The sequence below is a fragment of the Flavonifractor sp. An9 genome (genome assembly GCF_002161245.1).
Lineage (GTDB): Bacteria > Bacillota > Clostridia > Oscillospirales > Oscillospiraceae > Flavonifractor > Flavonifractor avicola.
In genome coordinates this window covers 131,047-155,682 of the sequence record NZ_NFHC01000004.1, presented here as the reverse complement: position 1 = coordinate 155,682, position 24,636 = coordinate 131,047, and the positions used below count along the sequence as shown (strand labels likewise).

Here is a 24,636-nt window from a genome sequence, read left to right as displayed (position 1 = left end):
ATGGATGGGATTCGACTTCCTGCTCTTATGCTATATCGGCCAGATATTTTGCTTGTTGGGGCATATCCCACCTATTTCTCTTCGTGTTCACAATTTCCATGTTTCAAAAAGTTGCTTTCGCTGATACAATTAAAGAAATAGCTGATTATGCGTTAAAAAGCAACGCCGCAATGGTTCGTTGCGGCGGTTCCCGCTTGTGTTGGTAGAAATAGGGCGTCTTATTTGCTATGATTTTCTCAAATCAAATAGCAGGAGGAAACAAAAATATGACCCTCGGAGAGAAAATACAAAAATTGAGAAAGCAGCGAGGACTTTCACAAGAGGCACTCGCTGAAAAGGTAACAGTTACACGACAGACGATTTCAAAATGGGAATTGGGACAATCGACCCCTGATTTGGATTTTATAGCCCAGCTCAGCGACATTTTCAATGTGTCCTCTGATTATCTTATTAAAGATGAAATGACCGAGCCGGATGAGTTACCATATAAGAAGCGCAATTATCGTTTGTCTGAAAGAGGCAAGCGCATTATTTTGGTAATCGTTTCTGCTGCAGCATTGATTGCTGGCTGCGTATGCCTGATCTGCGACTACTTTACTTCGGACAGGTTATCATGGTCATTGATTGTCGCTGTTTCCATCATCGCTGCATGGCTTATGTTACTTCCAAGTCTGATTTCCAGAACAAAGATCGTTTTGAAAACCTTAGTTGTAATCAGTGCTATCCCTATTCCACTATTGGCAATATTGTCCTTGCTTTTGCAAAAGTCAGTTATATTCACGCTGGGCATTTGCATAACGCTAATTGCGATTGCTGCAATCTGGGTAATATATGGAATTTTCCGCAAGTGCAAGAAAAATATGTGGAGAGCATTTGGTTTTGCCCTGTTGGTTTTGATCCCAGTGCCGATTGCGATTACCCATATTTCAGATTATTTTTTGCCACAAGTCCAGTTCGATTTTACATCTGACATATTCAACAGCGGGATTACCCTTGCACTTTCTCTTGTGTGCTTTGGGGTAGATTATTTGCTTTATCATAGGAAAGGGGATGCAGCAGACGAACAATGAAAACAGTTCTTTTACATGGATTAGGACAAACTGCACAAGACTGGAAAGAGGTAGTCTGTCAACTTTCAACTTCCAATGTTGAATGCCCGGAGCTTTTTTCTTCAACAGGAAATGAAATATCCTATTTCCGGATTTTGGCTGACTTGGAACGGCAGTATTCTAACGCTACAGAGCCGCTTCGTATCTGTGGCCTATCGTTTGGGGCACTGCTCGCCCTCGATTTTACTATTCGTCATGGGAATAAAGTAGATTCATTGATCTTAATCGGCGCACAATATAAAGTACCAACATTACTGATTGATTTTCAAAATTTCTTGTTCCGCTGCATGCCCAACAAGAGTTTTGAGAACATGGGACTATCAAAAAGGGATACGATTAAGCTATCTCACTCTATGCGGTCTTTGGATTTTACCTCACAATTAAACGGAATTACTTGCCCTGTCACTATTTTGTGCGGTGAAAAAGATAGTGCCAACCTAAAAGCATCGAAAAAGTTAAATGGACTACTTCCCCAAGCAACTTTGCAAATCATCCCCGGCGCAGGCCATGAGATTAGCAAAGATGCGCCAGAAGCTATTGCTACCATACTTAATAATTATACTGTTTAAGGAACCTGCACCGACCTATGATAAAGCAGCGCCGCCCCGGTAGAGCCGGGACGGCGCTGTTCTGTTATTTTGGTGTGAAGCGGTAGCCGTGGCCCCGCACCGTTTCGATGATACCGGCGCCCAGCTTACGGCGGAGCTTGTAGACCATGCTGGAGATTCCCGTCCAACTTGCGTCATAGGTGTCCGCGGCAACAGCCTCGTAGATCTGGCGGGCGGAGAACACCTGCCCTGGCCGGCGGGCCAGCAGGAGCAGAATGTCGAACTCCATCGGCGTCAGCTCCACCGCCTGGCCGGACCGCCATACCAGCCTGCGCTGCGGGTCGATTTGCAGAGAGCCAAAGAGCAGCGGGGCATCTGCGGAGGCGGTCACTGTGGAGAAGTTCGCAACAGAAGCAAGAGCCGTCACAGTGTTTGCAAAGATGGCGTCCTCGTCGTCGCTGAAGGATAGAATTATAAATTTCCCAATTTTCCCCCACCTCCTAATTTTTGCTCGAATAATTTACAATCACTTATTTGACTTAGCATTATATAGACCCATTAGCCACAGATACACTTCATCCAATGAGCCGCGATTGATGCTATATATCCTCCGTTTTTCTACTTGACGACAGCAAATTAAGCCACTCCTTTGCAACAGAGAAAGATGATAAGAAATCGAGGCAGGTGTTATCTGAAAATATCCTGCAATCTCTCCGGCAGAGTGCGGTTTTTGGCTTAACCGCATTAGAATTTCTCGTCTGGTTGGATTTGATAACGCATGGAATTTTTTGTCCAGTGCATTTTCGCGTTCATTCTTCATAATGTATCTCCATTATTCCCGATAACAAAATATTACCATTATGGGAATATTAAGTCAAGAGAAAACGCCCTGTGCATATAGGGCGTTTTTCTCTATTCATCCGCCTTATGTTCCGGGGAGATAATCAATCCAACCGTTCTTAATCTGCGACCCGGCTCTGGTTTATTATCTTGAAGTGGATATAAGATTTGAGCAATATCCGATACCACTTTTTCCAGTTCCTCATCTGTCAAATAAACATGAGAAAGGCTAAGACCAGACCGATCCCTTTTTATGTCAATTCCCGGTGTGTCGCAGTATTCTTGAAAAATCTTGGCGAAGGTCAAAAAATACTGAAAGAACATCTGCATATAAATGGCACCGGAATTTTCTCCGAGAACTGATGGAGGATCAGACGGGTCAAAAGTTAATGCGTAAGTCTTTTCAACTGTTCCGCGTATTGGTGTTTCATTAACGATTTTCAATAGTCCATCATCGGTCATTCGTTTCAAATTACGATATAGTGTAGTTTGAGGAATATCTGAGCATTTTTCAGCCAAATACTTTGCGGTAACTTCCCCTCGACGCATTATTTCTATCAGCAGGCGGCTCTTGGCCGGATTTGAAATACATTCCATAATCTTTTCATTCAAATTCTTGCTGCCCATGTTCAACCTCCTTTTTGAAAATATTATCACTTCGGAAATAAAAAGTCAAGGGAAGGTATTGCTTTTTTATTTCCATAGTGGTAATATAACCTATGCGGGAATATTAAGGCGAAAATGTCGAACCCCCGCAAATATCGATACGAATTATAACAATAGGAGGTAAATTGGTATGTCTTTGTTGCAGGAAATATTTCCGCTTCTTATTCCCATCTTTGTGATTGATGTGATCCTTGCCGTGGCCGCTGTCCGGCATATTCTCCGGCATCCGCATTATCGCTTTGGGAACAGGGCTATGTGGCTTGTAATCTCTCTGGTTATCCTTATGTTTGGCCCGATTATCTATTTTGTTTTTGGGAGAGGTGAGGAAAAATGAATGTGCTTTCTATCCGCAATCTATCTAAAAGTTTTGGACAGCAGCAAATTATAAAAGATCTGAATATGTCTGTTCCAGAGGGGAGCGTTTTTGGCTTCATTGGACAAAACGGTGCAGGAAAAACAACAACAATGAAAATGGTTTTGGGGCTTTTGCAGCCCGATCAGGGAGAAATCCTTGTGTGTAATGAACCGGTTCGCTTTGGGCAGACCAAAACAAATCAGTATATTGGATATTTGCCGGATGTGCCGGAATTTTATAACTATATGACTGCAATGCAGTATCTTACACTGTGCGGAGAAATTGTTGGCCTTCCCAAAGAAAGCATTTCTCAAAAGGGAAAAAAGCTACTTTCCCTTGTCGGTCTTGATGGCGTAGAAAAGCGTGTTGGCGGTTATTCGCGTGGTATGAAACAGCGCCTTGGAATTGCACAGGCGTTATTGGCTGATCCTAAACTGCTGATTTGTGATGAACCTACCAGCGCCCTTGACCCGGTGGGAAGAAAAGAAATCTTGGACATTCTTTATAAAATCCGTGGGACAACAACGGTTTTGTTTTCAACGCATATTTTATCCGATGTGGAGCGCATTTGCGATCATGTGGCACTCTTGAATGACGGTAATATTGCTGTTGGCGGAACGCTTTCGGAAATCAAAGCGTTGCATAGCCATGACAGCCTGTTAATTGAATTTTCAACCGAGGCCGATTTACAGCATTTCAAAGAATGTATGACAGGACAATCGCTCCTGAACGGATCAGAAGAAAAGGGGCGGGAAATTGTAATACACAGCCGGGAGATGAAAAAGGCCCAGCATACCATCTTCTCCACTTTAGCCGAAGCAGACCTTGTGCCGGTCAAGGTGGAACTTATGGAGCCGTCGCTTGAAAGCCTATTTTTGGAGGTGATAAAATGAAAGGCTATATTGCATTTGTAAAAAAAGAGTTTGTAGAAAATCTAAAAAACTACCGCTTTTTAATCCTGTTTGCAATCTTTGCGGTTTTCGGAATGTCCAGTGCTTTTCTGGCAAAATTCACGCCGGAAATTATAGCTGCATTTGGAGCCGGATTAGAAATCACCGAGGAACCTGTCGCCCTTGACGCATGGCAGCAATTCTTTAAAAACATATCCGGCATTGGATTTAGCGCATTTATCATTCTGTTTGGAAGCTGTATGTCCAGTGAGTATTCCAAAGGGACATTGCTACTGCTGGTGACAAAGGGATTGGCAAGGCCATCTGTGATTATGGCAAAGTACACCGTAGCAGCAGTATCTATGACGGTTAGCTTTTGGGTGAGCTTTGTAGGTGCCTATGGATATACATATTACCTTTGGCCAGATGCTTCACTTTCAAATGTTGTACCGTCTGCGTTTTTTATGTGGATGATTGGATTTCTCTATCTTAGCATCCTCATACTCGGTTGTGTTCTATTCAAGCAGACTTTTACAAGCATCCTGTTTACTGGCGGGATTGTAGCCCTGTTCTCTGTTTTAAGTGTTGTAAAACCGTTATCTGCCTTTAACCCGGTTGTCCTCACTTCACGAAATGTTGACCTGATTTCAGGTGAGATTTCAATGACGGAGTTTCTTATTCCATTTATTGTTTCAGTGGTTTTATCTGTGGTATTTTTAGCGGCAGCAATCCGGGCATTTAATAAAAAGCAGTTATAAAGCCCGAAATTTTACTCCCTCATTCCCTAAAATAAAGAAAGGTTGCTGTCGATTACACTATTGAGCCAAATTGTTGAACATACCGATATAACAGCAGCGCCGCCCCGGTAGAGCCGAGGCGGCGCTGTTTTGTTATTCTGGTGTGAAACGGTAGCCATGGCCCCGCATGATAAACATGGGTTTCAAAAAATATGCCGTCGCCTGTTGAGAAAGGCGTCATCCAGGCGTAAAGGATATGTATAAAGCAAAAAAGGAGGCATTCACCTATGTTAATTGGTGTCGATCATGGCAATAAACAAATCAAGACGGTTCACTGCGCCCCGTTCGTTTCCGGCCTGCAGCAGAGCATGACCCGGCCGTTTGGGCCGAGCCTGCAATACGGCGGTAACTACTATACGCTCTCCAACGAGCGTATTCCCTACCGTAAGGACAAGACTGGGGATGACCGCTTCTTTATCCTGACTCTGATTGCGATTGCGGAGGAATTGACGGCCCGGGGCGTTGACGAGAAAGAATTGTACCACATCCAGCTGCCGGTGGGGCTGCCGCCCGCCCACTTCGGCGCCCAGGCGGAAAAGTTCACGGCCTATTTCCAGAAGAAAGGGATCGTAGAATTCCAGTACCGGGACAAGCATTACGCCATCAGCATTGATGATGTGGCCTGCTATCCCCAGGCATACGCGGCGGCGGCCACCATGCTCCACACGCTGATGAATGAGGCCAAGGCGGTAGTGGTGGACATTGGCGGCTTCACGGCAGACTATCTGCTGATGAAAAATGGAAAAGCCGACCTCAGCTCCTGTGATTCGCTGGAAAACGGCGTGATCCTGCTTTACAATAAGATCAGGTCCAGGGGCAACGCGGAATTGGATCTGCTGCTGGATGAGGGAGATGTGGACGCCATCCTCACCGGCAAGCAGACGCAATACCCGTCGTCGGTGGTCCGGCTGGTGGAGCAGCTGGCACAGGAGTTCGTCAACGACCTGTTCAGCACCCTGCGGGAGCGGATGCTGGACTTGCGCTACTGCACGGTGGTCTTTGTGGGCGGCGGCGCCATTCTTTTGCGCCGGCAGATTGAGGCATCCGGAAAAGTGGGTAAGCCGTTGTTCGTCTCCAATATCAACGCCAATGCAGCCGGATATGAGTATCTGTACCGCCTTGAAGCTGCGGGCAGGTGACAGCTATGGCGGCCAAGAAAGAACGGGGGCGTTTTTCCCTGCGGTTCAATATCAGCGACCCGATCCATTTAGCAACGGTCGAACTGCTGGAAAAACAACCTGACCACGGGAAAGCACAGTATATCGCCAATGCAGTCGTTTTCTACGATACCCACTTTGCGGATGATCCACAACCGTTAAGAGCAGCGGCACCGGCCATAGACCGGGCCGCCATTGAAGCCATCGTGCGTGAGATTCTGCTCCAGGAGACGAGGCACTCTGAAAAGCCTGCCGCCGCCCCCGCCGCCTGCCCGGATGCAGAAACAACAACGGCCCCGGTGCCGCAGGAGCAGACGCCGGAGCCGGAATATGTGCCGGAGCTGGGAGAGGAACCGGAGGCAGATGATGCGATCCTCGGCCTGATTTCCAGCACAATGGAAGCTTTTCGTCAGGGGAGATGATATAAAAAGAGGTATGAGGGCTGCATTGCCGCTGGCGCTCATACCTCTTTTTCTTCCTGTATAGCCGCGATGAAGTTGTCGATAATATTTTCCAGGTGTCGGTATTGGCAGGGAGTCAACGACGAGACCTTTTGATTGAGCAGGCGTGTGTCGCCTTCCATGACCTGACCGCGCAGGAGATAGTCTGTGCTGATATCAAGCGCATCACAGATCTTCAGCATCGTTTCAGGCCGCATGGCTTTTGTGCCCAGCTCCGCAGTGGAAACGGTCTGGGGCGTGACATGTGCCATCTTGGCCAGAGCCTCTTGTGTCAGTTTTAGTTGTTTGCGCCGGTCCAGCATCCGCTGGCCCATTTCTTTCAAAAGTTCGCCCATTCGTAACCCTCCATGCTATAGCTATATTTTATCCGCTATAACATAAAAAATTAAGCGGCCATGGTTGAACTTCATCAGCCATAGCAAGTATAATGGGCTATATTGAGAAAAAAGTTTCTGGAGGAGATGAGATGTCCCAGTTTTACTCGTGTGCAATTACCAGTCAGCGGCCTACACGGTTCAAATTCAAGTATCAGGAATATATGACCTCGTGCAAGCGCCTGAAGAAACGGCTGCACGATGTTTTTACCGAACTGTACCGGCGCGGTGTGCGCCGGTTCTATGTTGGTGGGGCCCTTGGCGTTGATCTATGGGCCGGCGAGATCCTGCTGGAAATGCGCCGGCAGGAAGAGTACCAGGAGCTGGAGATCGTGCTGGTCTACCCGTTTCCGGGCCATGACGAGCGATGGGACCCAAAGAGTCGGGAGCGTCTGCGCCATCTGAAGGAAAACTGCGACCAGTTTGTAATGGGTAGCAAAATCGTGGGGGCCCAAGGGTATCGGGAGCGCACTGCCTACATGGTAGAACACGCTGATTGCCTGGTGGCCGTGTGTGATGATGAGCCTGCTGGCCCGAGCGGCGTGGAGGCGGTGCTGCGGATGGCAGAGGCGAGGAAACTGCCTGTGGTGTTGATCCATCCAGATACGGGAAAGGTGAAATGTGTTATTCTTTGATATAGTCTTATGAGAACAACTTCCAGAGAAATTCAATATTCAGATCTTACTTTACAAAGGGCTTGAACTACCTACTGCAAACATTTTCAGATGAATATTACTTGAACTCAAGAGTCTATTTGTTGGTACTTACTGTTGTAACCTTTCTCTTTTTTCTATACTGTTTTGAGAACTTATGGATGCGATTTTTGGCTAAAGTGTAGAACACAGCAAATTTCCCATTGACTGCCAAAATGCTTTGTGCTATATTAAGACCGATGGATTGAAACTGGTGGTCTTGAATGAAGGGAGGCGAACTATGGCAAAAAGAGTGGCGGGAGTGACTGAAAAGCTCATGGAATGTGCTAAAGAGGAGTTTTTAGCAAATGGATATGAAAATGCTTCTCTTCGGATAATTGCAGAAAAGGCTGGATCGAGTAAAGGCGCAATCTATATTCGCTACCCTGATAAAGAAAGCCTATATCGGTCCCTGGTTCAACCGGCGGCGGACGGCTTTTGTGAATTGTTACAAACCGTATTATCCGGGTTTACCACGATGCCAGGTAATGAGCAGACACAGCAGATGCTTCGATATTCCAATGATGGCTTTCCTAAAGTAGTGGACTATCTTTACGATCATTTCGATGAATTTAAGCTGTTGCTTACCAGCGGAGAGAATAGTGTCTATCAAGAGTTCATTCATCGTGTTGTTGAGCTGGATACAGAATGTACCGCAAAGTATATTGAGGCATCTGGAAATGATGCAATAACAAGCGGCCGACTTACGCCGGAACTAAATCATCTTCTTTCCAGTGCTTTCTATACGGGAATGTTTGAGGTTATCATTCACGATATGCCAAAAGCCCAGGCATTGGAGCATATCCGCAAAATGCGGCGTTTCTATACCGCTGGATGGCAGACCATCTTTTCTACGGATGGAGGTGATGTCGTATGAGTGGTTGGATTGACCGCAACGGTTGGATTCACTGTCCTACCTGCGGCAACAAAACCCGCACGAAAGTAAATCCGGATACTGTTCTCAAACACTTTCCGCTATTTTGTCCTAAATGCGGAAAAGAACACATCGTAGATGTGCAGGGACAAAGCATCATATTATCAGAGCCAGACGCCAAGACGCAGAGCCGATAATTTACAGGATAAATCCTGTGGATTGTCGGCTTTTACTTTTGATCTATGGTTAGGTTCTGCTAACTAAAAGGAGGGAATTGTATGCAGCGACAAAAAGATTCTGTAAATTTGATGACCTTCATTAAACCGCATCAATCAGGCTTTTTGCTCTCTATCATTCTTGCTGTTATCAGCGTCACAAGTGGTATCGTGCCATATTTCGCTGTGGCAAGGATTGTAAATTTGCTGATCGGAGGTGAAACGAATTTTTCTACTTATTTGACTTGGGGGATTGTTGCCCTTATTGCTTACCTGATGAAGTCTGTTTTTCACGGCCTCTCAACCAGATGTTCCCATGAAGCGACATTCCATGTGCTTTCAGAAATACGACAGGCGGTTGCGGATAAATTAACGCGTGTTTCTATGGGATATTTGACGGATACACCTTCGGGACGGCTGAAAACCACAATGGTAGAGCGTGTGGAGCAAATGGAAGTCCCTCTGGCACATATCATCCCGGAAATGACTTCTAACCTGCTTGTCCCCATCGCCATCATTATTTACCTGTTTGTGTTGGATTGGAGAATGGCACTGGTATCCCTGATTACGATACCTATCGGGATGCTCTGTTACATGGCCCAGATGAAGGAATACCCTAAAAAATACGGTGCTGTTGTTCAGGCAAGTAAGTATATGAGCGCCACCACTGTGGAGTACATCAATGGGATTGAGGTCATCAAGGCGTTCAATCAAAGTGCTGCCTCCTATGGAAAGTTTACACAGGCTGTCCGCCAGAGCGTGGATCTCATGCTGGACTGGATGAAATCCACCCAGGGCTATTCTGCTCTGATGATGACGATTTGGCCGGCCGTATTGATTGGTGTGCTGCCTGTGGGATGCCTGTTCTATATGAACGGCTCTTTGTCTGCTCCGGACTTTATCACCATTGCCATTCTTTCTCTTGGCATTATGGGGCCACTGGTTGCAGCTATCTTTCTGACGGATGATTTTTCTAAAATTGCTACTATCACCGGAGAAATTACTGCCGTATTGTCCGAGCCTGATCTGGATCGTCCGTCCCAGCGGAAAAATCTCAAAGGATTGGATATTTCCCTGCGGGATGTGACTTTTGCTTATAAGGATACGCAAGTTCTGAACGGCATCACCCTGGACATCAAGCAAGGAACCACAACGGCATTGGTAGGACCGTCCGGCTCTGGTAAATCCACGATTGCGAAACTTATCGCCTCTTATTGGGATGTTGGAGGCGGGCATATCACCATTGGAGGTGTTGACGCAAAAGAACTTCCTCCAGAGCAGGTAATGGATCTGATTGGCTATGTATCCCAGGATAATTTTCTGTTCAACTTGTCCGTCCGCGAGAATATCCGCATGGGAAGGCCGGATGCAACGGATACCGAAGTCGAAGCGGTGGCAAAGGCTGCGGGCTGTCATGAGTTTATCATGGGACTGGAACATGGCTATGACACGATTGTGGGAGGTGCTGGCGGACATCTTTCCGGCGGCGAGCGGCAACGAGTAGCTATTGCACGCGCCATGATGAAAAATGCACCCATTGTTATCTTGGACGAGGCAACTTCTTACACAGACCCGGAAAACGAGGCGGTCATTCAGGATGCCATAGGGCGGCTGACTCACGGAAAGACACTCATTGTGATTGCCCATCGCCTGTCCACCATTACCGGAGCGGAACAAATTGCTGTGGTGGATCACGGAAAGATTTTGGATGCCGGGACACATGGAGAACTGTTGGAACGGTGTCCGCTCTATCAGCAAATGTGGGCAGCTCACACGCAGGCGCGGGACAACGATCAGATGGAAGGAGGTGCGGCGTATGTTTGACGCATATAAACGGTTCTTTCGGTTCTCCGGGGCGGAGAAAGGCACTTGGTATAAAGGTATGGCCTTTGAACTGCTGCGGAGCATCTTTGAGGCTTTACAATTTGTCGCTCTATTGATAGTGTTGCGGGCGTTGGTAGGACAGAACATGACCGGGGCCACCGCATGGACGGCTTTGGGAATTATGGCGGTTAGTGTGGCTGGTGCCGCGTTCTGCTGGTATCTGGCCCACAATAGCGAAGGACACGCCAACTACCGAATGTGCGGAGAAAAGCGTATTCACATCGGTGAACGCATGAAATATATGCCGATGGGTTATTTCAACGCACAGAGCCTTGGCAGTCTTACTGCGGCAGCCACCTCTACAATGTCCGATTTGGAGAGTATGTCTTTTGCAGTGATCGCCCGGACAGTTGTGGGTATGATCCGGACTACGATCTTTTCTCTGGCGATCATGTGCTTCGACTGGAGAATCGGTCTTGTGTTCTTTGTTGGGATGCTGCTGTTCCTTTGGGTCAATTCCCGACTGCTTAAGAAATCCCGTGAGCTTTCCCCAGGGCGATTGACTGCACAGACTAAATTGGTGGATGCTGTGCTGGAATACATACAGGGCATGAGTGTGGTGCGTGCTTTCCACGGGGATAAAGCGGCAAAACAAACTCTAAACAATACCATCAAAGAAACAGAAAATCAAAACTTCAAATTGGAGCGCAAACGCATCCCCTACAATGTGCTGGAGCAGGTTGTTTTGCGTGTTACTTCTGTATTGGCAATCCTGCTTTCCATCTGGCTTTTCCTGCAAGGGAATATGTCGCTGTTCACCTGCTTGATGATGGTGGTATCTGCGTTCCTGGTATATAGCGAATTGGAATCGGCTGGTGAGATGTTCTTTATGCTGCCGATGATTGATACTTCCATTGACCGGGTAGAGGAAATTGACCGGGCACCCAGGATGGATGAGGGCGGCTCTGTTCAGGTGCCGAAAAGCCATGACATTTCATTTGAGCATGTGGACTTCTCCTATGGAGATCGGAAAATCATTGATGATGTGAGCTTCACAATTCCAGAAGCCACGACTACCGCTATTGTGGGACCCTCCGGTTCCGGCAAAACAACGCTTACCAGCCTTATGGCCCGGTTCTGGGATGTGAACAAAGGCTCCGTGAAATTGGGCGGTATTGATGTAAAAGACTATTCGCTGGACAGCTTGATGAGCAATTTCAGTATGGTCTTTCAGAATGTGTATTTGTTCAACGACAGTATTGAAAATAACATCAAGTTTGGTAAGCCGGCGGCCAGTCATGAAGAAGTGGTGGCTGCGGCAAAAGCCGCCCGGTGCCATGATTTCATTATGGCGCTGCCTGACGGCTATGACACGGTGATTGGTGAAGGAGGAGCCACAATATCCGGCGGTGAGCGTCAGCGGCTTTCCATAGCCAGAGCCATGCTGAAGGATGCTCCCATCGTAATTTTGGACGAGGCAACCGCAAATGTTGATCCGGAGAATGAGGCGGAACTTCAAGCGGCCATTGAAGCATTAACCGGAGGCAAGACCATTATTATGATCGCCCATCGACTGAAAACGGTGCGCCATGCAAACCAGATTTTAGTGGTGGATCACGGAAGGATTGTTCAACACGGCACCCACGACCAACTCATCCAGCAAAAGGGCATTTACGCTGATTTCATTTTGAATCGTAAAGCTGCGATTGACTGGAAAATCAACGCATAGTGCAGGGAGGCGGAGGTGTGAGTACAAAAAGATTTCTACTCCAAAAAATTTTACAACTTTTTTTAACCTTATTTCTGGTAACGGCGATCACTTTTATCCTGATGCAGCTTTCGCCCATCGATGCCGCCGAAGCCTACTCGCGCCGTATATTCACGGTCGATGAGACGCGTATTGAAGCAGTGCGTGAGCAGATGGGATTGAATCGCCCGATTGTCGTACAGTATCTGGACTGGCTGAATGACTTGCTTCATTTTGACTTGGGAAATTCGTATGTGGATAATCGGGATGTTTTCCTTATTGTCGGATCAGCACTAAAGGAAACTGCCTGTATTGTGCTACTATCTGCGGTTCTTCAAGCGGTTGGGGCACTGATATTGGGGGTTCTGCTCTATCTGACACGAAAGAATGTGATCGGCAAAATCCTGGCATTTGCGTCCATCGCGGCAATATCAATCCCAGCGTTTTATTTGGCAACTTCATTTATTGATGTGGTGGCCGTGAGATGGAACCTGATTAGTGTATCTGGCAATACAGGTTTAATGAGATACCTTCCGGCGGCACTCTGTTTGGCGGTGGGCGGGATTGCCTTTTTCGGGCAAATGCTTTCAAAAGCGATTCAGCAGGCCATGAGTGAGGACAGTGTTCTCTACGCCCGTTGCAGGGGGTTAAGCGATCCTTATATTGTAGTGCGCTACGCTATGCCCCAGGCTATCATCTCTACGGTTCCGACATTTATGCAGATGATGGGAATGTGTATGGCGGGATCCGCCATAGTGGAAAACATTTTTTCTCTGCCAGGATTGGGGTATCGGATTGTAAACAGCCTGACAAATCGTGATCTGCCCGTGATTTACGCAACGGTGCTGTTCCTTGCTTTTGCACTGGTGATTTTCAACATTCTGGCAGACATTATCCAGCGCCTGCTCCAGACACGAAAGGGGGACCTGTAATGAAACATTTGAAATGGATAATTCCGGTCCTCATCATTATTTTTTGTTTTCTCGGATTTCTTATCGCACCACATGACCCGGAGGCGATGGATATTGTTAACAAGTATGCGCCATTCAGTGCAGAGTTCCCTTTGGGGACCGACCAGTTTGGTCGCTGTGAATTATCCCGACTTTTGTATGGCGGTTATGTGACCCTCGGTATTGTGTTGCTGGGCGGAGGCATTGTGCTTGTTCTTGGTACGCTGATCGGATTATGGCTGGGCAGAGCAAATGCCGCCAGAAGTTTGGTGTTCAGTAGCTTGCTGGACGCTGTGACAGCGATCCCACCTTTAGCTTACCTTATCATTTTTGTCGGGATATGGGGAAACAGCATCCCTACGATGCTGGTGGCGCTGACGGTCTCTCTGATTTTGAGGATGATTAAACTGGTCAAAACACAGACAGAGATTGAACTGGATAAGGCTTATGTATTGTGCGCGGTGTCCTCCGGGGCCTCCCGCAGCAGGGTGTTATTTGTCCATATCTTGCCGAACATTATCCGACCCTTGGTACATTTCCTCTGCCTATCCTGCGCGGAAATGATTATGAATATTTCGGCGTTTTCCTTTATCGGGCTAACCTTGGGCGATGATGTGATTGACTGGGGTTCGATGCTCTCCGAGGGGCGCAGTATGCTGATGACCCATCCATCGTTGCTTTTCCTGCCGATACTATTTATTTTCCTGTGTACCTTGGCCTTTAATTTGTTGGCAAAACAGTTGGAGGGAGGTGACGCGGCATGATAGAGGTCAAAAACCTGTCTGTTCAAACATCAAAAGGAGTCGTTCTGCTGGATCGTGTGGAGTTTACCTTGACCCCCGGTGTCTGTACTGGATTGACCGGTGCCAGCGGCTCCGGCAAAACCACACTCTTAAAGGCGCTGATGGGGGTATCGGATGGGGATGTATCCATTAACTCTGGACAAATATTGCTGGATGGAGAGGACCTGCTAAAAAAGCCAGAAAAAGTGCGGCGGGATCTCTGCGGGACAACTTTGGGCTTTATTCCGCAAAACCCGATGACTGCGTTTAATCTTCATGTGCCAGTTGGGACACAGATGACAGAAACATTTCGGAAACGGCTTCGATTAGACAAAAATGCTGCTCGCAAACTTAGTATGGATGTTCTGCAAAAGGTCAATCTTCTGGATACGGATCGGGTTTATCGTTCCTACCCCAGCCAGTTGTCCGGAGGGATGCTTCAGAGGGCAACTATGGCGATTTTAATTGGCCTTTCCCCTCGGTACATTTTTGCAGATGAGCCGACCTCCGCTTTGGATGAGGAAAACAAGGAGTATCTGATCCAGGTATTGATGCGGATGAAACAACAGGCAGCAATTCTGTTTGTGTCCCATGATGATGCAGCTATTCGCACTCTCTGTGATGATCTGCTTGTGATGCAGAGCGGCATCATTGTAGAGTATGGCACAACAGCAGATTTGTTTGCCGCCCCTCATAAGGAGTGGACAAAAGAGTTCGTGCGTTTGGCTATGGTTGAGGAAGGAGGTGGCTGGACATGGCAGAAATCCAAGTCCGAAATGTGAGCAAAGAGTTTCTGGACGCCTCCGGCAAGCCCTTTCGTGCGCTAAGAGACATTTCATTTACATGGGTAAAAGGGGAAAATATCAGTTTTACCGGAGAAAGCGGCAGTGGAAAAAGCACAATGGCCCGCCTCTTAATCGGTTTGGAACGACCCACCAGTGGCGAGATTTTGCTTGATGGCGAGAACATTGCCAAATGGAGTTATGGACAGTGGCGTAGCCATCGCACAAAGATACAGGCCGTTTTCCAGGATGCCACTGGCAGCCTGAACCGTAGGCTCTCCGTAGGGCATAACTTGGAGGAAGCATTACGCAATTTGACCAAATTATCTTTCGGGGAGCGTAAACAGAGAATTTTAGAACTGATGGATTTGACGGCCACCAGCAGAAAACTATTGGATACGCCAACCAAAAACCTATCTGGGGGTGAGCAGCGGCGCGTTGCACTGCTGCGGGCGCTGGCTGTGCGGCCTGACTATCTTATTTTGGATGAGTTAACCAGCGGACTTGATCTGATTTCTCAAAAGGCGATTCGGGAGGTCCTGGAGGCATACCATCGGGAATACCGGTGCAGTTATTTCCTTATCACCCACGATATGAAATTCGCCTATCGCCTGTCCCAGCGCATTTATGAGCTGGAAAGCGGGCAAATCGTTAATATCGGTCAATCTAATATTGACATAAATTTACAGGAAAGGAAGTAAACCATGAAAAAATCGAAACTTGCTCGTCTCATTGCGGCCATTTGTTGTTTCGCCATGCTCCTTACTGCTTGCAGCAGTAATCAGACATCTGCGGAGTCTGGCGGCGATGGATCAACTACGGCAGACTCTGAAAAGAAAGTGCTGACCTACGCTATTGGAGCAGAAACCACAGACCTCTCTACCCTTTACATGAATAACTCTCTTTATTGCACATCCAAGCTGGTGTATGAAAACCTGGTGGACTTTGACAATGGTGAGATTGTCCCCGGCCTGGCAGAGAGCTGGGAGTATAACGATGACCAGACGGAGCTTACATTCCATCTGCGCCAGGGCGTCACCTTCCACAATGGGGAACCCTTCAATGCCGAAGCAGTCAAGACAAATCTGGAACATAAGCAGTCTAACCCATCCTTTTACAGTTTGAAGGGCATTACTGACATTCAAGAGATTGAGGTTGTCGATGAGTACACAATCACGCTTCATTACGACCATCCGTTCTATGCCTACCTTCAGGATTTTTGCTGGCCGGATGTAAACCCCATGAGCGCGCCGGAGTACATTATCCCCGGTGACTTCCAGACTATCTCCGGTGTTGCAGGCACAGGCCCGTATATCTATGACGAGTATGTGGCCGGCGAGTACACTCGCTTTGTTCGGAACGAGGACTATTGGGGAGAAACACCCTATTGGGATGAGATTATCGTCAAATACATTCCTGACTCGACCTCCCGCCTCCAGGCTCTCCAGACCGGCGAGATTGACATGATCTACGGGGGCACGCTTCTGACCTATGAGGAATACGACCAGGCTCTTGCTATGGACGGGATTGACGGACAGATGGCCGAAAAAGATACCCGTGTGCAAGTAATCACCACCAATGCCACCAGCCCCTATTTGTCTGATATTCGTGTACGGCAGGCCATAGCCTATGCCATTGATAAAGAGGAAATGTCCGTAGCTATTTCTAACGGTTATGAACCTCCGGCAGACATCCCAGCCACCCGCGATACTCCCTATGCGGATGTTGAGTTAGAAACAACTTATGACTATAACCCGGATATGGCAAATCAGCTTCTGGATGAGGCTGGCTGGTTGATGAATGAAAGCACTGGTATCCGCGAAAAAGACGGAGAACCATTGAGTCTCTTGCTCACACTGGAGACTGGCAGCACATCCGTTAGTATGCCTACTGCCGAAGTCATCAAGAGCCAGCTTGCAGAAGTGGGAATTGATATTACGATTTACGGGACTGAGCAGATGCAGTGGTATGCCGATTATCTGGAAGGCAAGTTCGATCTGACCTTGTGGCATTGCCAGTACGCCTTTGCGTCTCCCCATTGCTGGTTTACTCCTATGGACAGCATGGTGCCGCAGACACCCTCGTTGCCTGGCATTGAAGGCTCTGACGAGTTCCTTGCTACCATCAAAGAATTGACTAATATGTCCGATGACCAAGAAGTTCGGGATACCTACACCTACTTATTTAACTACGATGTAGGTAATGTGTTGGATATTCCTCTTACTTATCAAAAGGATATGCTCGTTTATAACACTGATAAGATTGCAGGCTATACCTTCACAGGAACACCTTGCTTCTTCGATATTCTGTCTCTGGAACCTGCGGAATAAGGGAGGCAATGTAATGAAACTCCATGCGTCGGGAGAAGATTACCTGGAGGCTATCCTTGTTCTCCAAAAGAAAATGGGCATGGTGCGTCCAGTTGATATTGCCCGACACATGGGATTCACCAAGCCGAGCATCACCCACGCCATTACAACACTGCAGACCGGCGGATTTGTCGAGCGGGACGAGGACGGCTTCATTCGCCTGACCGATGTGGGCCGCGAGGTGGCCGAGCGCACCTATGAGAAGCACTGCTTTTTCACGGAAATGCTCATAGAGGCCGGCGTGGATCAAGAAACGGCTGAGGCAGATGCCTGCCGGATGGAGCACGCCATCAGCGAGGACAGCTTTCAGCACCTGAAGGTCAAGCGCCAGGGATAAATCTTGTTTAGAAAGGGCGGGCGGAGAAATCAGATCTTTGCCCGCCCTTTTTCTTTGTGTTAAAGCTGCAAAATTTTGATGGAAATAACCGCCTGATGGGAAAAATTGCCGTTCAGTCAAAATCCAGCGATCTTTGCCCTTTACACTTAATATGGCATTTTGAAGCCATATATGGGTAGAAAGAACGGGAGGGATGTCTATGAGACGGAGAAATCAAAATAGCAGAGGTAATTTCAAGTTACAACAGGCGGTCTTATTCCAGAGAGAATGAGGCCGCCTTTTCTTTTATAATCCGACAAAAATCAACAAAGTTTTCGGAACAACACTGCACCTAAGATGATTGGCAGGCCCGCCGCCAGCCCATAGCATCGGCGGGCTCGTGTGCAAAGTGTGGTCCAGATGGCAGGGAGCCAGAAGTGCATGATGGAAAGATGGATCATGCACATAAAGAGGTTCGTCCATCTGCTTACATTTCGACACACAGCTTACTTTACAATACGGTTCTTCCGCCGCCCTTTTCACGGGAGTAGGCGGGAACATCGCAAATCGAGCGATAAGCCTCCTCCTGCGGGCGCCGGAAGTCATGACGGACTTCTTTATGTGTATCACTCGGCCGGCAGCTCACCTTTGCGGTGTGCGGCCGGCCGCGTTTCTTTATATGGCAAGGCAAGATGCCCGTTAGTTCGGTGCCGGTCTCCGCCAAAGGTTCAAGAATTCCCTTAAAATTCTTGAACTATTTGGAGGATAAGGCCATGTGGCAACGAAATAATGGACGAGCAGAGGAAGAACTGCAAATCAAGTTTACAGGTTACTTAATCCAGGCAGTCAGACGAACCCAGCGGGATTATCTGAAGGCCCTTTATGCGTACAGCAATCAGGAGACCTTGACGGATACGATCTTTGCTGTGAGCCAGACGCTGGAGCAGGAAGTGATGGAGCGGCTGCCCCTCTGGGAGAAAATTGAGAGCGGTGCGCTCCTGTATGCCTTGAAACAGCTGGACGAGCGGGAACGGTATGTGTTCCTGGCCCGCGTGCTGGACAAGCGCCCATTCGATGTGATCGGTATGCAGCTGGGATTGTCGTATAAGGGCGCGGCCGCGGTGTATTACCGGGCTATCCGGAAGTTGAAGAAGAACATCGAGGGGGTGAACGGATATGACATTTGAACAGATGCTGCGGCGAGCCAAGGGCGGTGACCAAGAGGCCAGCACAAGCATTTTGCTCATGTACCGGCCCCTGCTGCTCAAGTATGCCGTGATTAACGGCAGACTGGACGAGGATCTGTACCAGGAGCTGTGCATCACGCTGATGCGGGCGATTGACCTGTTCCGGATTTAAGTCTATGAGAAAGGCCCTGAGATCGCTGTCTCAGGGTCTTTCCCGTGGGCTTAAAATGTATTTGCCACCTGAGAATACCTTGCGTTTCAAGCTTTTCCCGTTCAGCAAGTTTACAATTCATCTATTCCAAAAAGCAACTGGTCATAGTATAATAGAGCCAACGATAAAGTTCAATTTAGGGGGATATAACAATATGAAAAACAATAGATACTTAACTATTGGCTTATTAACAGGATTTATTGTCGGTGGTTGCATGGGTGTATTGGGATGGGCGTTTCTGCAAAATCTTTTTGCTATTCCTATTTGTGCGGGTATTGGAATGTTGATTGGAATTGTTATAGGTACATTGATTGATTATGGAAAAAATCATCAAGAGAAATAGCAAAAAAGCGTTATGCTTTTATACTCATCGAGCCACCCTGATCCAAACTTTCAAAATTGAGTACCAACCGTCCACCGGCAGCACCACCGAGCAGGAAATCATTGAGGCTCGCTGCTAATTCAGAAAGATTCGCATTGGTCTGGCCTATTGGAAACAGGCCTGTTCTGTGTTATACTAAAATCAATGAAGGGGGTGAAGGCGCGATGAGTCCATTGGAAAAGAAACGGATTGCAGCGGTCAAGACGGCTGACGCGATCAACGCCATTGAGGGTGCGCCGATTTCCAGCTATGCACGGTCACTGTCTGCCAGCTGGGCACGCGGTGAGTTGACGGGCGAACAGATGAAGCAGGCATTGCTGGCACATCACCGCCGGATCGCGGAGCAGGAGCGTCAGAGCCGTGTCTGATCCATACCTGTATGAAGATGTGCCTGTCTTGAAAAACAAGCTGGACATCAAAAATGAGAAAACACTGGATCGCATCGAGGCCGAGCAATCCAGAGCCAATATGATGCTGTTATACGAACAGGGCTTTCAAGACTTTTCTCCAAATGGCCTACGGGAGATCCACCGATGCCTGTTTGGCGACATTTACGAATGGGCCGGCCAGTACCGCATCATCAATATCGAAAAGCGGGAGAAACTGCTGGCAGGTCGAAGCGTTTGGTACAGCAACGATGACAGGATAGAGGAAGATCTCGACGAGGCTTTTAGGCGGCTGAGAAATACTCGCTGGGATGGCATCAGCCGGGAAGAATTTGTTCATCAGCTTACCAGCCTCTTTCCGCCAATCTGGCAGGTGCATCCCTTCCGGGAGGGAAATACCCGAACGGTTGTAATGATGATGACCTTTTTTGTGGAGTATCATGGATACTTTATGGATCAGGAGCTGATGGCTGCCAGTGCCGGTTATGTCCGCGACTCCTTTGTGATGGCCTCCCTGGATCAGTTTTCAGAATTTGAGCATTTGGAGCGCATTTTGCTGGACGCTGTTTGTGATGAGCCGATTGATTACAGTGCGGAAAGCCTGGAGGAGCCTGCCGAAGTACCGGAAAAATATCGCAAATACCAGAAGGAGCCCTATGTGCCGGAGCCGCATTACCGGCGTGAGGAATAAAAGAAGCGCACAGCGGAAGAAGATCCGTTGTGCGCTTGCTTTATTTTGGTGAGGTGCCTGGGGCAACGAATTTGTAGCCGTGGCCCCGCACTGTTTCGATAATACCGGCCCCCAGCTTGCGGCGGAGCTTGTAGACCATGCTGGAGATCCCGGTCCAGCTGGCGTCATAGGAGTCCGCCGCAACAGCTTCATAGATTTGGCGAGCGGTGAACACCTGCCCTGGCCGGCGGGCCAGCAGGAGAAGAATATCAAACTCCATCGGCGTTAGCTCCACCGTCTGGCCAGCCTGCCATACCAGCCTGCGCTGCGGGTCGATCTGCAGGGAGCCAAAGAGCAGCGGCGTGTCTGCGGAGGCAGCCACCGTGGAAAAATCTGCAATAGAAGAAAGAGCGGCGATTGCTTTATTAAAGACAGCATCATCGTTATCATCAAAAGACAGGATTACCAACTTCCCAAACGAATCACCTCCCTATAGTTAGAACTGCGATATAATAAGTTTCCTATTCTGCAGTCAGCCTTTTCTTGAAAGAGATAGTTCCAGAAATACTTGCGGCGGCACTGGCTACCACATGACTGATCAATACCGCAACCCAAATTCCATTTAGGCCGAACCCCAGATAGGAAAGTAAGTACGCCAAGGGCATCCGGACTACAATGTAATAGAAAATCATCAGAAACATACTCTTTGACGGTTTCCCCATCCCGTTAAGGGAACCTAAATAGCAATTTGTGACGGTGTTAAGAATATACCCAATGCTGACGATCAAAAAATATGTTCCAACAATAGCGGCCACATCCTCACTGCGGACGAATAGACCGGAAAGCTGTCTCGAAAAACCGACCACCACAACGGAAAGAATTACGAGCAGGCCACAGCCATATCCCAAAGCGCACTTTAGATAGTCCTTGGCCCGATCATAACGGTTTGCACCAACGCACTGTCCAATAATAGTGGTCAAAACCATGTTCAGTGCCATTGCCGGGTAGAAAAGAATGGTTTCCAGTTTTCCCGTTACTCCATAAGCTGCTATTGCGGTGACGCTATAGGTGCTGACAAGCGCCGTGAGGAAAGTCGTGCTAATTGCAGGGATACTTTGCTGGATGACAGAAGGGATTGCTTTCTGAATCAGGGGTAATACAGCATTTCTGTCAAACGCAGAAATTTTGAATGCAAACAGCTTTTTCTTTTTCAGATAGATCAGCATAAACAGCAGGCAGATGACCTGAGAAAGAAGTGTAGCAATCGCCGCACCGTGAAATCCGATAAAGTGAATAAAAATAGGATCGAGGATCGCGTTCAAAATTGTTGACACCAGCATGGCTACTGCTTGAAACATAGAATTGCCAAAGCTCCGCAAAACAGCGGTGAAGTAAAGGTAAAGGTAAACTGCAAGATACCCAAGTACATAGATGGCCAAATAGCTGTATGCCATATCATAAGTTTCGGCCGGAGTATTCAGCGCCTTCAAAATTGCAGGAAGAGACGCCTCAAGCAGAATCGTCACAAGGAGGGAGAAAGCTACCGCAACGCAGAAGGATGTGGCAATCAAACTCTCTGTCTTTTTCTTGTCCTTCGCGCCAATCGCCTGGGAGATCAGAATTGATACACCGTTAGTTGCGCCCATCGCAACGGAAGTCAAGATCAGGATGATGGGGGTGGAGTTTGTCAATGCGGCATAGGCTGTTTCTCCCAGCAAGTTCCCGATCCACAGGCTGTCCACAAGGTTATACATCATATTGAGGAACATGGCGGCAATCATCGGGAGCGCCATCGCCATAAGGCAACGCTTTGTATTCCCACCTACAAAATCAATTTTTGTTGGCATGATAAAAACTTCCTTTCTATAATTGAATGAAGAACATTCATATTTGAATGATATTTTATGGCTACTAAAACAGTAGCCAGTTACCAAATAAGAGGTATCAGTCTCCATGAACGGAAACAATAATTTTTGAAATCTTCTCCGAAGCACTCATATAATGCTTTTTCCTCTACCTTAATCCGAATTCCATAGCAGACTGCCAAAATTAGTAACACAATGAAGGGCGAAAAAGCAGAACGGAAACAAAAAGCATTTCCAAGCATACTCAACATTGTTCCGGCATAAGCGGGATTCCTGATATATCGGTAAACGCCGGTTGTAACCAACTGCTGGTTGCTGCCTGTTTTGACAGCAAGCGTAAAGGAATGCCGCAGGCTCCAGACCGCAAAAGCACGCAATGTCGTGCCTATTAGAATTAAAGCCACACCCACATAGTAAAAAATATGAGGGAGAAGTATTTCTCCAGCTATTTGCGTAAATTGTTGGCTCCTGAAATAAGGGCTGAAGTAAAAACTTCCCCAACACCCCAACATAACAATCAGAAGCGTTCCATAATCACTATTTTTCTTATCCAGCCTTCTCAACCAGCCCCTAAAATTGTAGATCCAGATTCCAACTTCTACTAACATCATGTAGCTTATGGCATAAATGAAAGTGTAATATTCATGTAAGTTTGTAAAGCATGAAGGGTCATTCATTATAGCTCCTCCGTATGTGAATGAAAACTATTCAGTTATTGACCTTTGAATATCCCCCGCCCGATAGCAGGGGATATTTTTCAAAGGCGAAGCGCATATATGAGAAATTCTCGAATCCGCTTTGATTTATCTTCTTGTGTCAGTTCGTCCGCCAACAGGATGCCAAGCTGTCCATATACACAAAACATCGCAGCAGCCTGCAAATCATCAATCTGGATCTCACCGTTTTGCTGGGCCCGCTGTAGCAGCTTTTCCACAGGCGGAACCAACTTCTCACATACTTTTAGAGAAAGCTGATCGTGGAATTTCTTATTTTCGGCCTGGTGAAAAACTGAATAGTACTTTGTGTCCCGATCTTCCATCGTGGCAGGCATATCTTCGATGATCTGCCGCAGGGACTTGTGATCGTCCTTTTCAAAGCCAACAAGCTGTTCCACCAGAACATCTGCATACTGTTCAATCGCGCTGTCAAATAGCGCCTCTTTGGACGGAAAGTATCGGTAGCATAGACCTTGAGCAACGCCGATTGCTTTTGCTATATCTGTAATCGAGGTTTTTTCATATCCATTTTCCCCGAACAATTTGAGGGCAGTATCCAAGATCTCTTGCTTGCGTGCTTCTGGTTCTTTTGTAATCCGCATAGTCCGAGCCTCCTTTCTTTTTATAATAGCACGCCCACGCTAAAGAATCAATGATTGAATATCACTCATTTTTGAGCCATAGCAATACAGGCCGTATTTCCAATCTGCTCCCACGACACATTATGAAAATATTCTGAAAGCATCGAAACGATTTCTGTTTCAGAGTATATCTTCACATCGCCTTCTTTGCTATGGCGCATATAGAAATTCATTATCACGCGCCCTACAAATGGTTGCCAGCAATCCCCCATCAGGAAGGTCCCTTCCGGCTTCAAAACACGATGCACTTCCTTTAATACATTCTGCGGAGCTGGGTAATGATGAAAAGAGTCATTGCAGTACACAACATCAAAAGTGTTATCCGGGAAAGGGAGTGACTCACTATCTCCCAGTAACAGCTTGACTTGTTCCGGAAGTTTTGACTTAGCAACAGCAAGCATTTCCTCCGACAAGTCGATGCCGCACAATTCTTTATGGGTATCCTTCTGAAAAATGAGTTTCAGCATTTCACCAGTCCCACATCCTAAATCCAGAGCAGAGTGGAAAGGAATGTGTGACAGCTTTTCCAGCAGAATAGGATAAAGGGAGCGGGCGTGCTGGCCCTTAATATCTTTATCGTAGGTGGCGGCCTGTTGGTTAAACGCTGCTTTTGAGTTTTCTTTTATGGTATTCATGGCTCAACCTCCTTCTATCAATAAGTATAGCACCATTTGTGAAAATGTCAATGAATAATTTTCATTCATAAATTGGGAATACGAATTTTGCAAAGAGAAAAAACTGCTTCACAGCAATTCCCCATCTTTCAAATCGAATTCACAAACACCAGAAGGAGCCCTGTGTGCCGGAGCCGTATTACTGGCGTGAGGAAT

The 24,636-nt window shown here is 47.3% G+C and carries 32 protein-coding genes; 23 read left to right on the top strand and 9 right to left on the bottom strand.

The genetic code is table 11. The annotated features are described in order from the left end of the window. Positions 1 to 266 precede the first annotated feature (266 nt). Both B5G40_RS04850 and B5G40_RS04845 read left to right on the top strand, forming a co-directional pair. Positions 267 to 1,070, top strand: a complete 804-nt coding sequence (locus tag B5G40_RS04850) for a helix-turn-helix domain-containing protein (protein ID WP_087221899.1) — start codon at positions 267 to 269, stop codon at positions 1,068 to 1,070. Then, the gene (locus B5G40_RS04845; RefSeq protein WP_087221897.1) at positions 1,067 to 1,678 is read left to right on the top strand and encodes an alpha/beta fold hydrolase; all 612 of its coding nucleotides are present in this window, start codon (positions 1,067 to 1,069) and stop codon (positions 1,676 to 1,678) included. Before B5G40_RS04850 ends, B5G40_RS04845 begins: the two co-directional genes overlap by 4 nt. A gap of 64 nt (positions 1,679 to 1,742) precedes the next feature. Here the strand turns inward: B5G40_RS04845 and B5G40_RS04840 are convergent, their stop codons facing one another. The 3 genes from B5G40_RS04840 to B5G40_RS04830 all read right to left on the bottom strand — a co-directional run bounded on the left by B5G40_RS04840 (position 1,743) and on the right by B5G40_RS04830 (position 3,124). Further along, positions 1,743 to 2,084 carry a winged helix-turn-helix domain-containing protein gene (locus B5G40_RS04840; RefSeq protein WP_227604672.1) on the bottom strand — a complete coding sequence of 114 codons (342 nt, stop codon included), beginning with the start codon at positions 2,082 to 2,084 and terminating at the stop codon, positions 1,743 to 1,745. Between the two features lie 99 nt (positions 2,085 to 2,183). Continuing rightward, the gene (locus B5G40_RS04835) at positions 2,184 to 2,477 is read right to left on the bottom strand and encodes a metalloregulator ArsR/SmtB family transcription factor (RefSeq protein WP_087221893.1); all 294 of its coding nucleotides are present in this window, start codon (positions 2,475 to 2,477) and stop codon (positions 2,184 to 2,186) included. A 92-nt stretch (positions 2,478 to 2,569) separates the two neighbouring features. After that, a complete protein-coding gene (locus B5G40_RS04830; protein WP_227604675.1) occupies positions 2,570 to 3,124 on the bottom strand; it encodes a helix-turn-helix domain-containing protein in 555 nt (184 codons plus the stop codon). A gap of 169 nt (positions 3,125 to 3,293) precedes the next feature. Here B5G40_RS04830 and B5G40_RS04825 point away from each other — a divergent pair, with 169 nt between their 5' ends. The 5 genes from B5G40_RS04825 to B5G40_RS04805 all read left to right on the top strand — a co-directional run bounded on the left by B5G40_RS04825 (position 3,294) and on the right by B5G40_RS04805 (position 6,784). Continuing rightward, on the top strand, positions 3,294 to 3,497 hold the full coding sequence (locus B5G40_RS04825; protein ID WP_058963791.1) for a PLDc N-terminal domain-containing protein: 204 nt from the start codon (positions 3,294 to 3,296) through the stop codon (positions 3,495 to 3,497). Beyond that, positions 3,494 to 4,411 carry an ABC transporter ATP-binding protein gene (locus B5G40_RS04820; protein WP_058963790.1) on the top strand — a complete coding sequence of 306 codons (918 nt, stop codon included), beginning with the start codon at positions 3,494 to 3,496 and terminating at the stop codon, positions 4,409 to 4,411. The genes B5G40_RS04825 and B5G40_RS04820 overlap by 4 nt, the downstream gene beginning before the upstream one ends. Further along, complete coding sequence (locus tag B5G40_RS04815) at positions 4,408 to 5,166, top strand: ABC transporter permease (protein WP_058963789.1); 759 nt, start codon at positions 4,408 to 4,410, stop codon at positions 5,164 to 5,166. The genes B5G40_RS04820 and B5G40_RS04815 overlap by 4 nt, the downstream gene beginning before the upstream one ends. A 266-nt stretch (positions 5,167 to 5,432) precedes the next feature. After that, entirely contained in the window at positions 5,433 to 6,344 is a 912-nt protein-coding gene (locus B5G40_RS04810) for a ParM/StbA family protein (RefSeq protein ID WP_087221891.1), read from the top strand. Positions 6,345 to 6,349: 5 nt separating this feature from the next. Further along, positions 6,350 to 6,784: a hypothetical protein gene (locus B5G40_RS04805; protein ID WP_087221890.1), complete on the top strand. Its 435-nt coding sequence runs from the start codon at positions 6,350 to 6,352 to the stop codon at positions 6,782 to 6,784. Positions 6,785 to 6,822: 38 nt separating this feature from the next. Here the strand turns inward: B5G40_RS04805 and B5G40_RS04800 are convergent, their stop codons facing one another. Then, positions 6,823 to 7,158 (bottom strand): helix-turn-helix domain-containing protein, encoded by a 336-nt coding sequence (locus B5G40_RS04800; RefSeq protein WP_058963758.1) that lies wholly within the window; start codon positions 7,156 to 7,158, stop codon positions 6,823 to 6,825. Positions 7,159 to 7,250: 92 nt separating this feature from the next. Between B5G40_RS04800 and B5G40_RS04795 the strand changes: the two genes are divergently transcribed. The 16 genes from B5G40_RS04795 to B5G40_RS04720 all read left to right on the top strand — a co-directional run bounded on the left by B5G40_RS04795 (position 7,251) and on the right by B5G40_RS04720 (position 20,605). Further along, positions 7,251 to 7,832 (top strand): SLOG family protein, encoded by a 582-nt coding sequence (locus B5G40_RS04795; protein WP_087221888.1) that lies wholly within the window; start codon positions 7,251 to 7,253, stop codon positions 7,830 to 7,832. A 298-nt stretch (positions 7,833 to 8,130) separates the two neighbouring features. Continuing rightward, on the top strand, positions 8,131 to 8,766 hold the full coding sequence (locus B5G40_RS04790; RefSeq protein ID WP_087221886.1) for a TetR/AcrR family transcriptional regulator: 636 nt from the start codon (positions 8,131 to 8,133) through the stop codon (positions 8,764 to 8,766). Beyond that, positions 8,763 to 8,960 carry a cysteine-rich KTR domain-containing protein gene (locus B5G40_RS04785; protein ID WP_087221884.1) on the top strand — a complete coding sequence of 66 codons (198 nt, stop codon included), beginning with the start codon at positions 8,763 to 8,765 and terminating at the stop codon, positions 8,958 to 8,960. The genes B5G40_RS04790 and B5G40_RS04785 overlap by 4 nt, the downstream gene beginning before the upstream one ends. A gap of 81 nt (positions 8,961 to 9,041) precedes the next feature. Then, positions 9,042 to 10,802 (top strand): ABC transporter ATP-binding protein, encoded by a 1,761-nt coding sequence (locus tag B5G40_RS04780; protein WP_087221882.1) that lies wholly within the window; start codon positions 9,042 to 9,044, stop codon positions 10,800 to 10,802. Continuing rightward, positions 10,795 to 12,531 (top strand): ABC transporter ATP-binding protein, encoded by a 1,737-nt coding sequence (locus tag B5G40_RS04775; protein ID WP_087221880.1) that lies wholly within the window; start codon positions 10,795 to 10,797, stop codon positions 12,529 to 12,531. Before B5G40_RS04780 ends, B5G40_RS04775 begins: the two co-directional genes overlap by 8 nt. 17 nt (positions 12,532 to 12,548) lie before the next feature. Beyond that, a complete protein-coding gene (locus B5G40_RS04770) occupies positions 12,549 to 13,481 on the top strand; it encodes an ABC transporter permease (RefSeq protein ID WP_087221878.1) in 933 nt (310 codons plus the stop codon). Then, positions 13,481 to 14,263, top strand: coding sequence for an ABC transporter permease (locus B5G40_RS04765; protein WP_087221876.1), 783 nt, complete (start codon positions 13,481 to 13,483; stop codon positions 14,261 to 14,263). Before B5G40_RS04770 ends, B5G40_RS04765 begins: the two co-directional genes overlap by 1 nt. Beyond that, positions 14,260 to 15,063, top strand: a complete 804-nt coding sequence (locus tag B5G40_RS04760; RefSeq protein WP_087221874.1) for an ATP-binding cassette domain-containing protein — start codon at positions 14,260 to 14,262, stop codon at positions 15,061 to 15,063. Before B5G40_RS04765 ends, B5G40_RS04760 begins: the two co-directional genes overlap by 4 nt. Further along, positions 15,036 to 15,764: an ATP-binding cassette domain-containing protein gene (locus B5G40_RS04755; protein ID WP_087221872.1), complete on the top strand. Its 729-nt coding sequence runs from the start codon at positions 15,036 to 15,038 to the stop codon at positions 15,762 to 15,764. The genes B5G40_RS04760 and B5G40_RS04755 overlap by 28 nt, the downstream gene beginning before the upstream one ends. 3 nt (positions 15,765 to 15,767) lie before the next feature. Further along, entirely contained in the window at positions 15,768 to 17,393 is a 1,626-nt protein-coding gene (locus tag B5G40_RS04750) for an ABC transporter substrate-binding protein (RefSeq protein ID WP_087221870.1), read from the top strand. Between the two features lie 13 nt (positions 17,394 to 17,406). Then, complete coding sequence (locus tag B5G40_RS04745; protein WP_087221868.1) at positions 17,407 to 17,769, top strand: metal-dependent transcriptional regulator; 363 nt, start codon at positions 17,407 to 17,409, stop codon at positions 17,767 to 17,769. Positions 17,770 to 18,521: 752 nt separating this feature from the next. Continuing rightward, positions 18,522 to 18,935, top strand: a complete 414-nt coding sequence (locus tag B5G40_RS04740; RefSeq protein ID WP_227604679.1) for a sigma-70 family RNA polymerase sigma factor — start codon at positions 18,522 to 18,524, stop codon at positions 18,933 to 18,935. Further along, a complete protein-coding gene (locus B5G40_RS04735) occupies positions 18,925 to 19,107 on the top strand; it encodes a helix-turn-helix domain-containing protein (RefSeq protein ID WP_087221866.1) in 183 nt (60 codons plus the stop codon). The genes B5G40_RS04740 and B5G40_RS04735 overlap by 11 nt, the downstream gene beginning before the upstream one ends. Positions 19,108 to 19,111: 4 nt before the next feature. After that, on the top strand, positions 19,112 to 19,489 hold the full coding sequence (locus B5G40_RS17280) for a hypothetical protein (protein WP_242959235.1): 378 nt from the start codon (positions 19,112 to 19,114) through the stop codon (positions 19,487 to 19,489). 203 nt (positions 19,490 to 19,692) lie between these two features. Further along, a complete protein-coding gene (locus B5G40_RS04725) occupies positions 19,693 to 19,896 on the top strand; it encodes an antitoxin VbhA family protein (RefSeq protein WP_006573901.1) in 204 nt (67 codons plus the stop codon). Then, complete coding sequence (locus tag B5G40_RS04720; protein ID WP_087221864.1) at positions 19,889 to 20,605, top strand: Fic/DOC family protein; 717 nt, start codon at positions 19,889 to 19,891, stop codon at positions 20,603 to 20,605. The genes B5G40_RS04725 and B5G40_RS04720 overlap by 8 nt, the downstream gene beginning before the upstream one ends. A gap of 40 nt (positions 20,606 to 20,645) precedes the next feature. On the opposite strand, the gene B5G40_RS04715 is transcribed toward B5G40_RS04720, so the two are convergent. From B5G40_RS04715 to B5G40_RS04695, 5 genes are all read right to left on the bottom strand, one after another. Next, positions 20,646 to 21,053 carry a winged helix-turn-helix domain-containing protein gene (locus B5G40_RS04715; protein WP_087221862.1) on the bottom strand — a complete coding sequence of 136 codons (408 nt, stop codon included), beginning with the start codon at positions 21,051 to 21,053 and terminating at the stop codon, positions 20,646 to 20,648. Between the two features lie 52 nt (positions 21,054 to 21,105). Beyond that, complete coding sequence (locus B5G40_RS04710; protein WP_087221861.1) at positions 21,106 to 22,431, bottom strand: MATE family efflux transporter; 1,326 nt, start codon at positions 22,429 to 22,431, stop codon at positions 21,106 to 21,108. 80 nt (positions 22,432 to 22,511) lie between these two features. Continuing rightward, complete coding sequence (locus B5G40_RS04705; RefSeq protein WP_087221859.1) at positions 22,512 to 23,126, bottom strand: methyltransferase family protein; 615 nt, start codon at positions 23,124 to 23,126, stop codon at positions 22,512 to 22,514. Positions 23,127 to 23,206: 80 nt separating this feature from the next. Further along, complete coding sequence (locus B5G40_RS04700; protein ID WP_087398929.1) at positions 23,207 to 23,767, bottom strand: TetR/AcrR family transcriptional regulator; 561 nt, start codon at positions 23,765 to 23,767, stop codon at positions 23,207 to 23,209. Between the two features lie 65 nt (positions 23,768 to 23,832). Next, positions 23,833 to 24,441 (bottom strand): class I SAM-dependent methyltransferase, encoded by a 609-nt coding sequence (locus B5G40_RS04695; RefSeq protein WP_087221855.1) that lies wholly within the window; start codon positions 24,439 to 24,441, stop codon positions 23,833 to 23,835. Positions 24,442 to 24,636 lie beyond the last annotated feature (195 nt).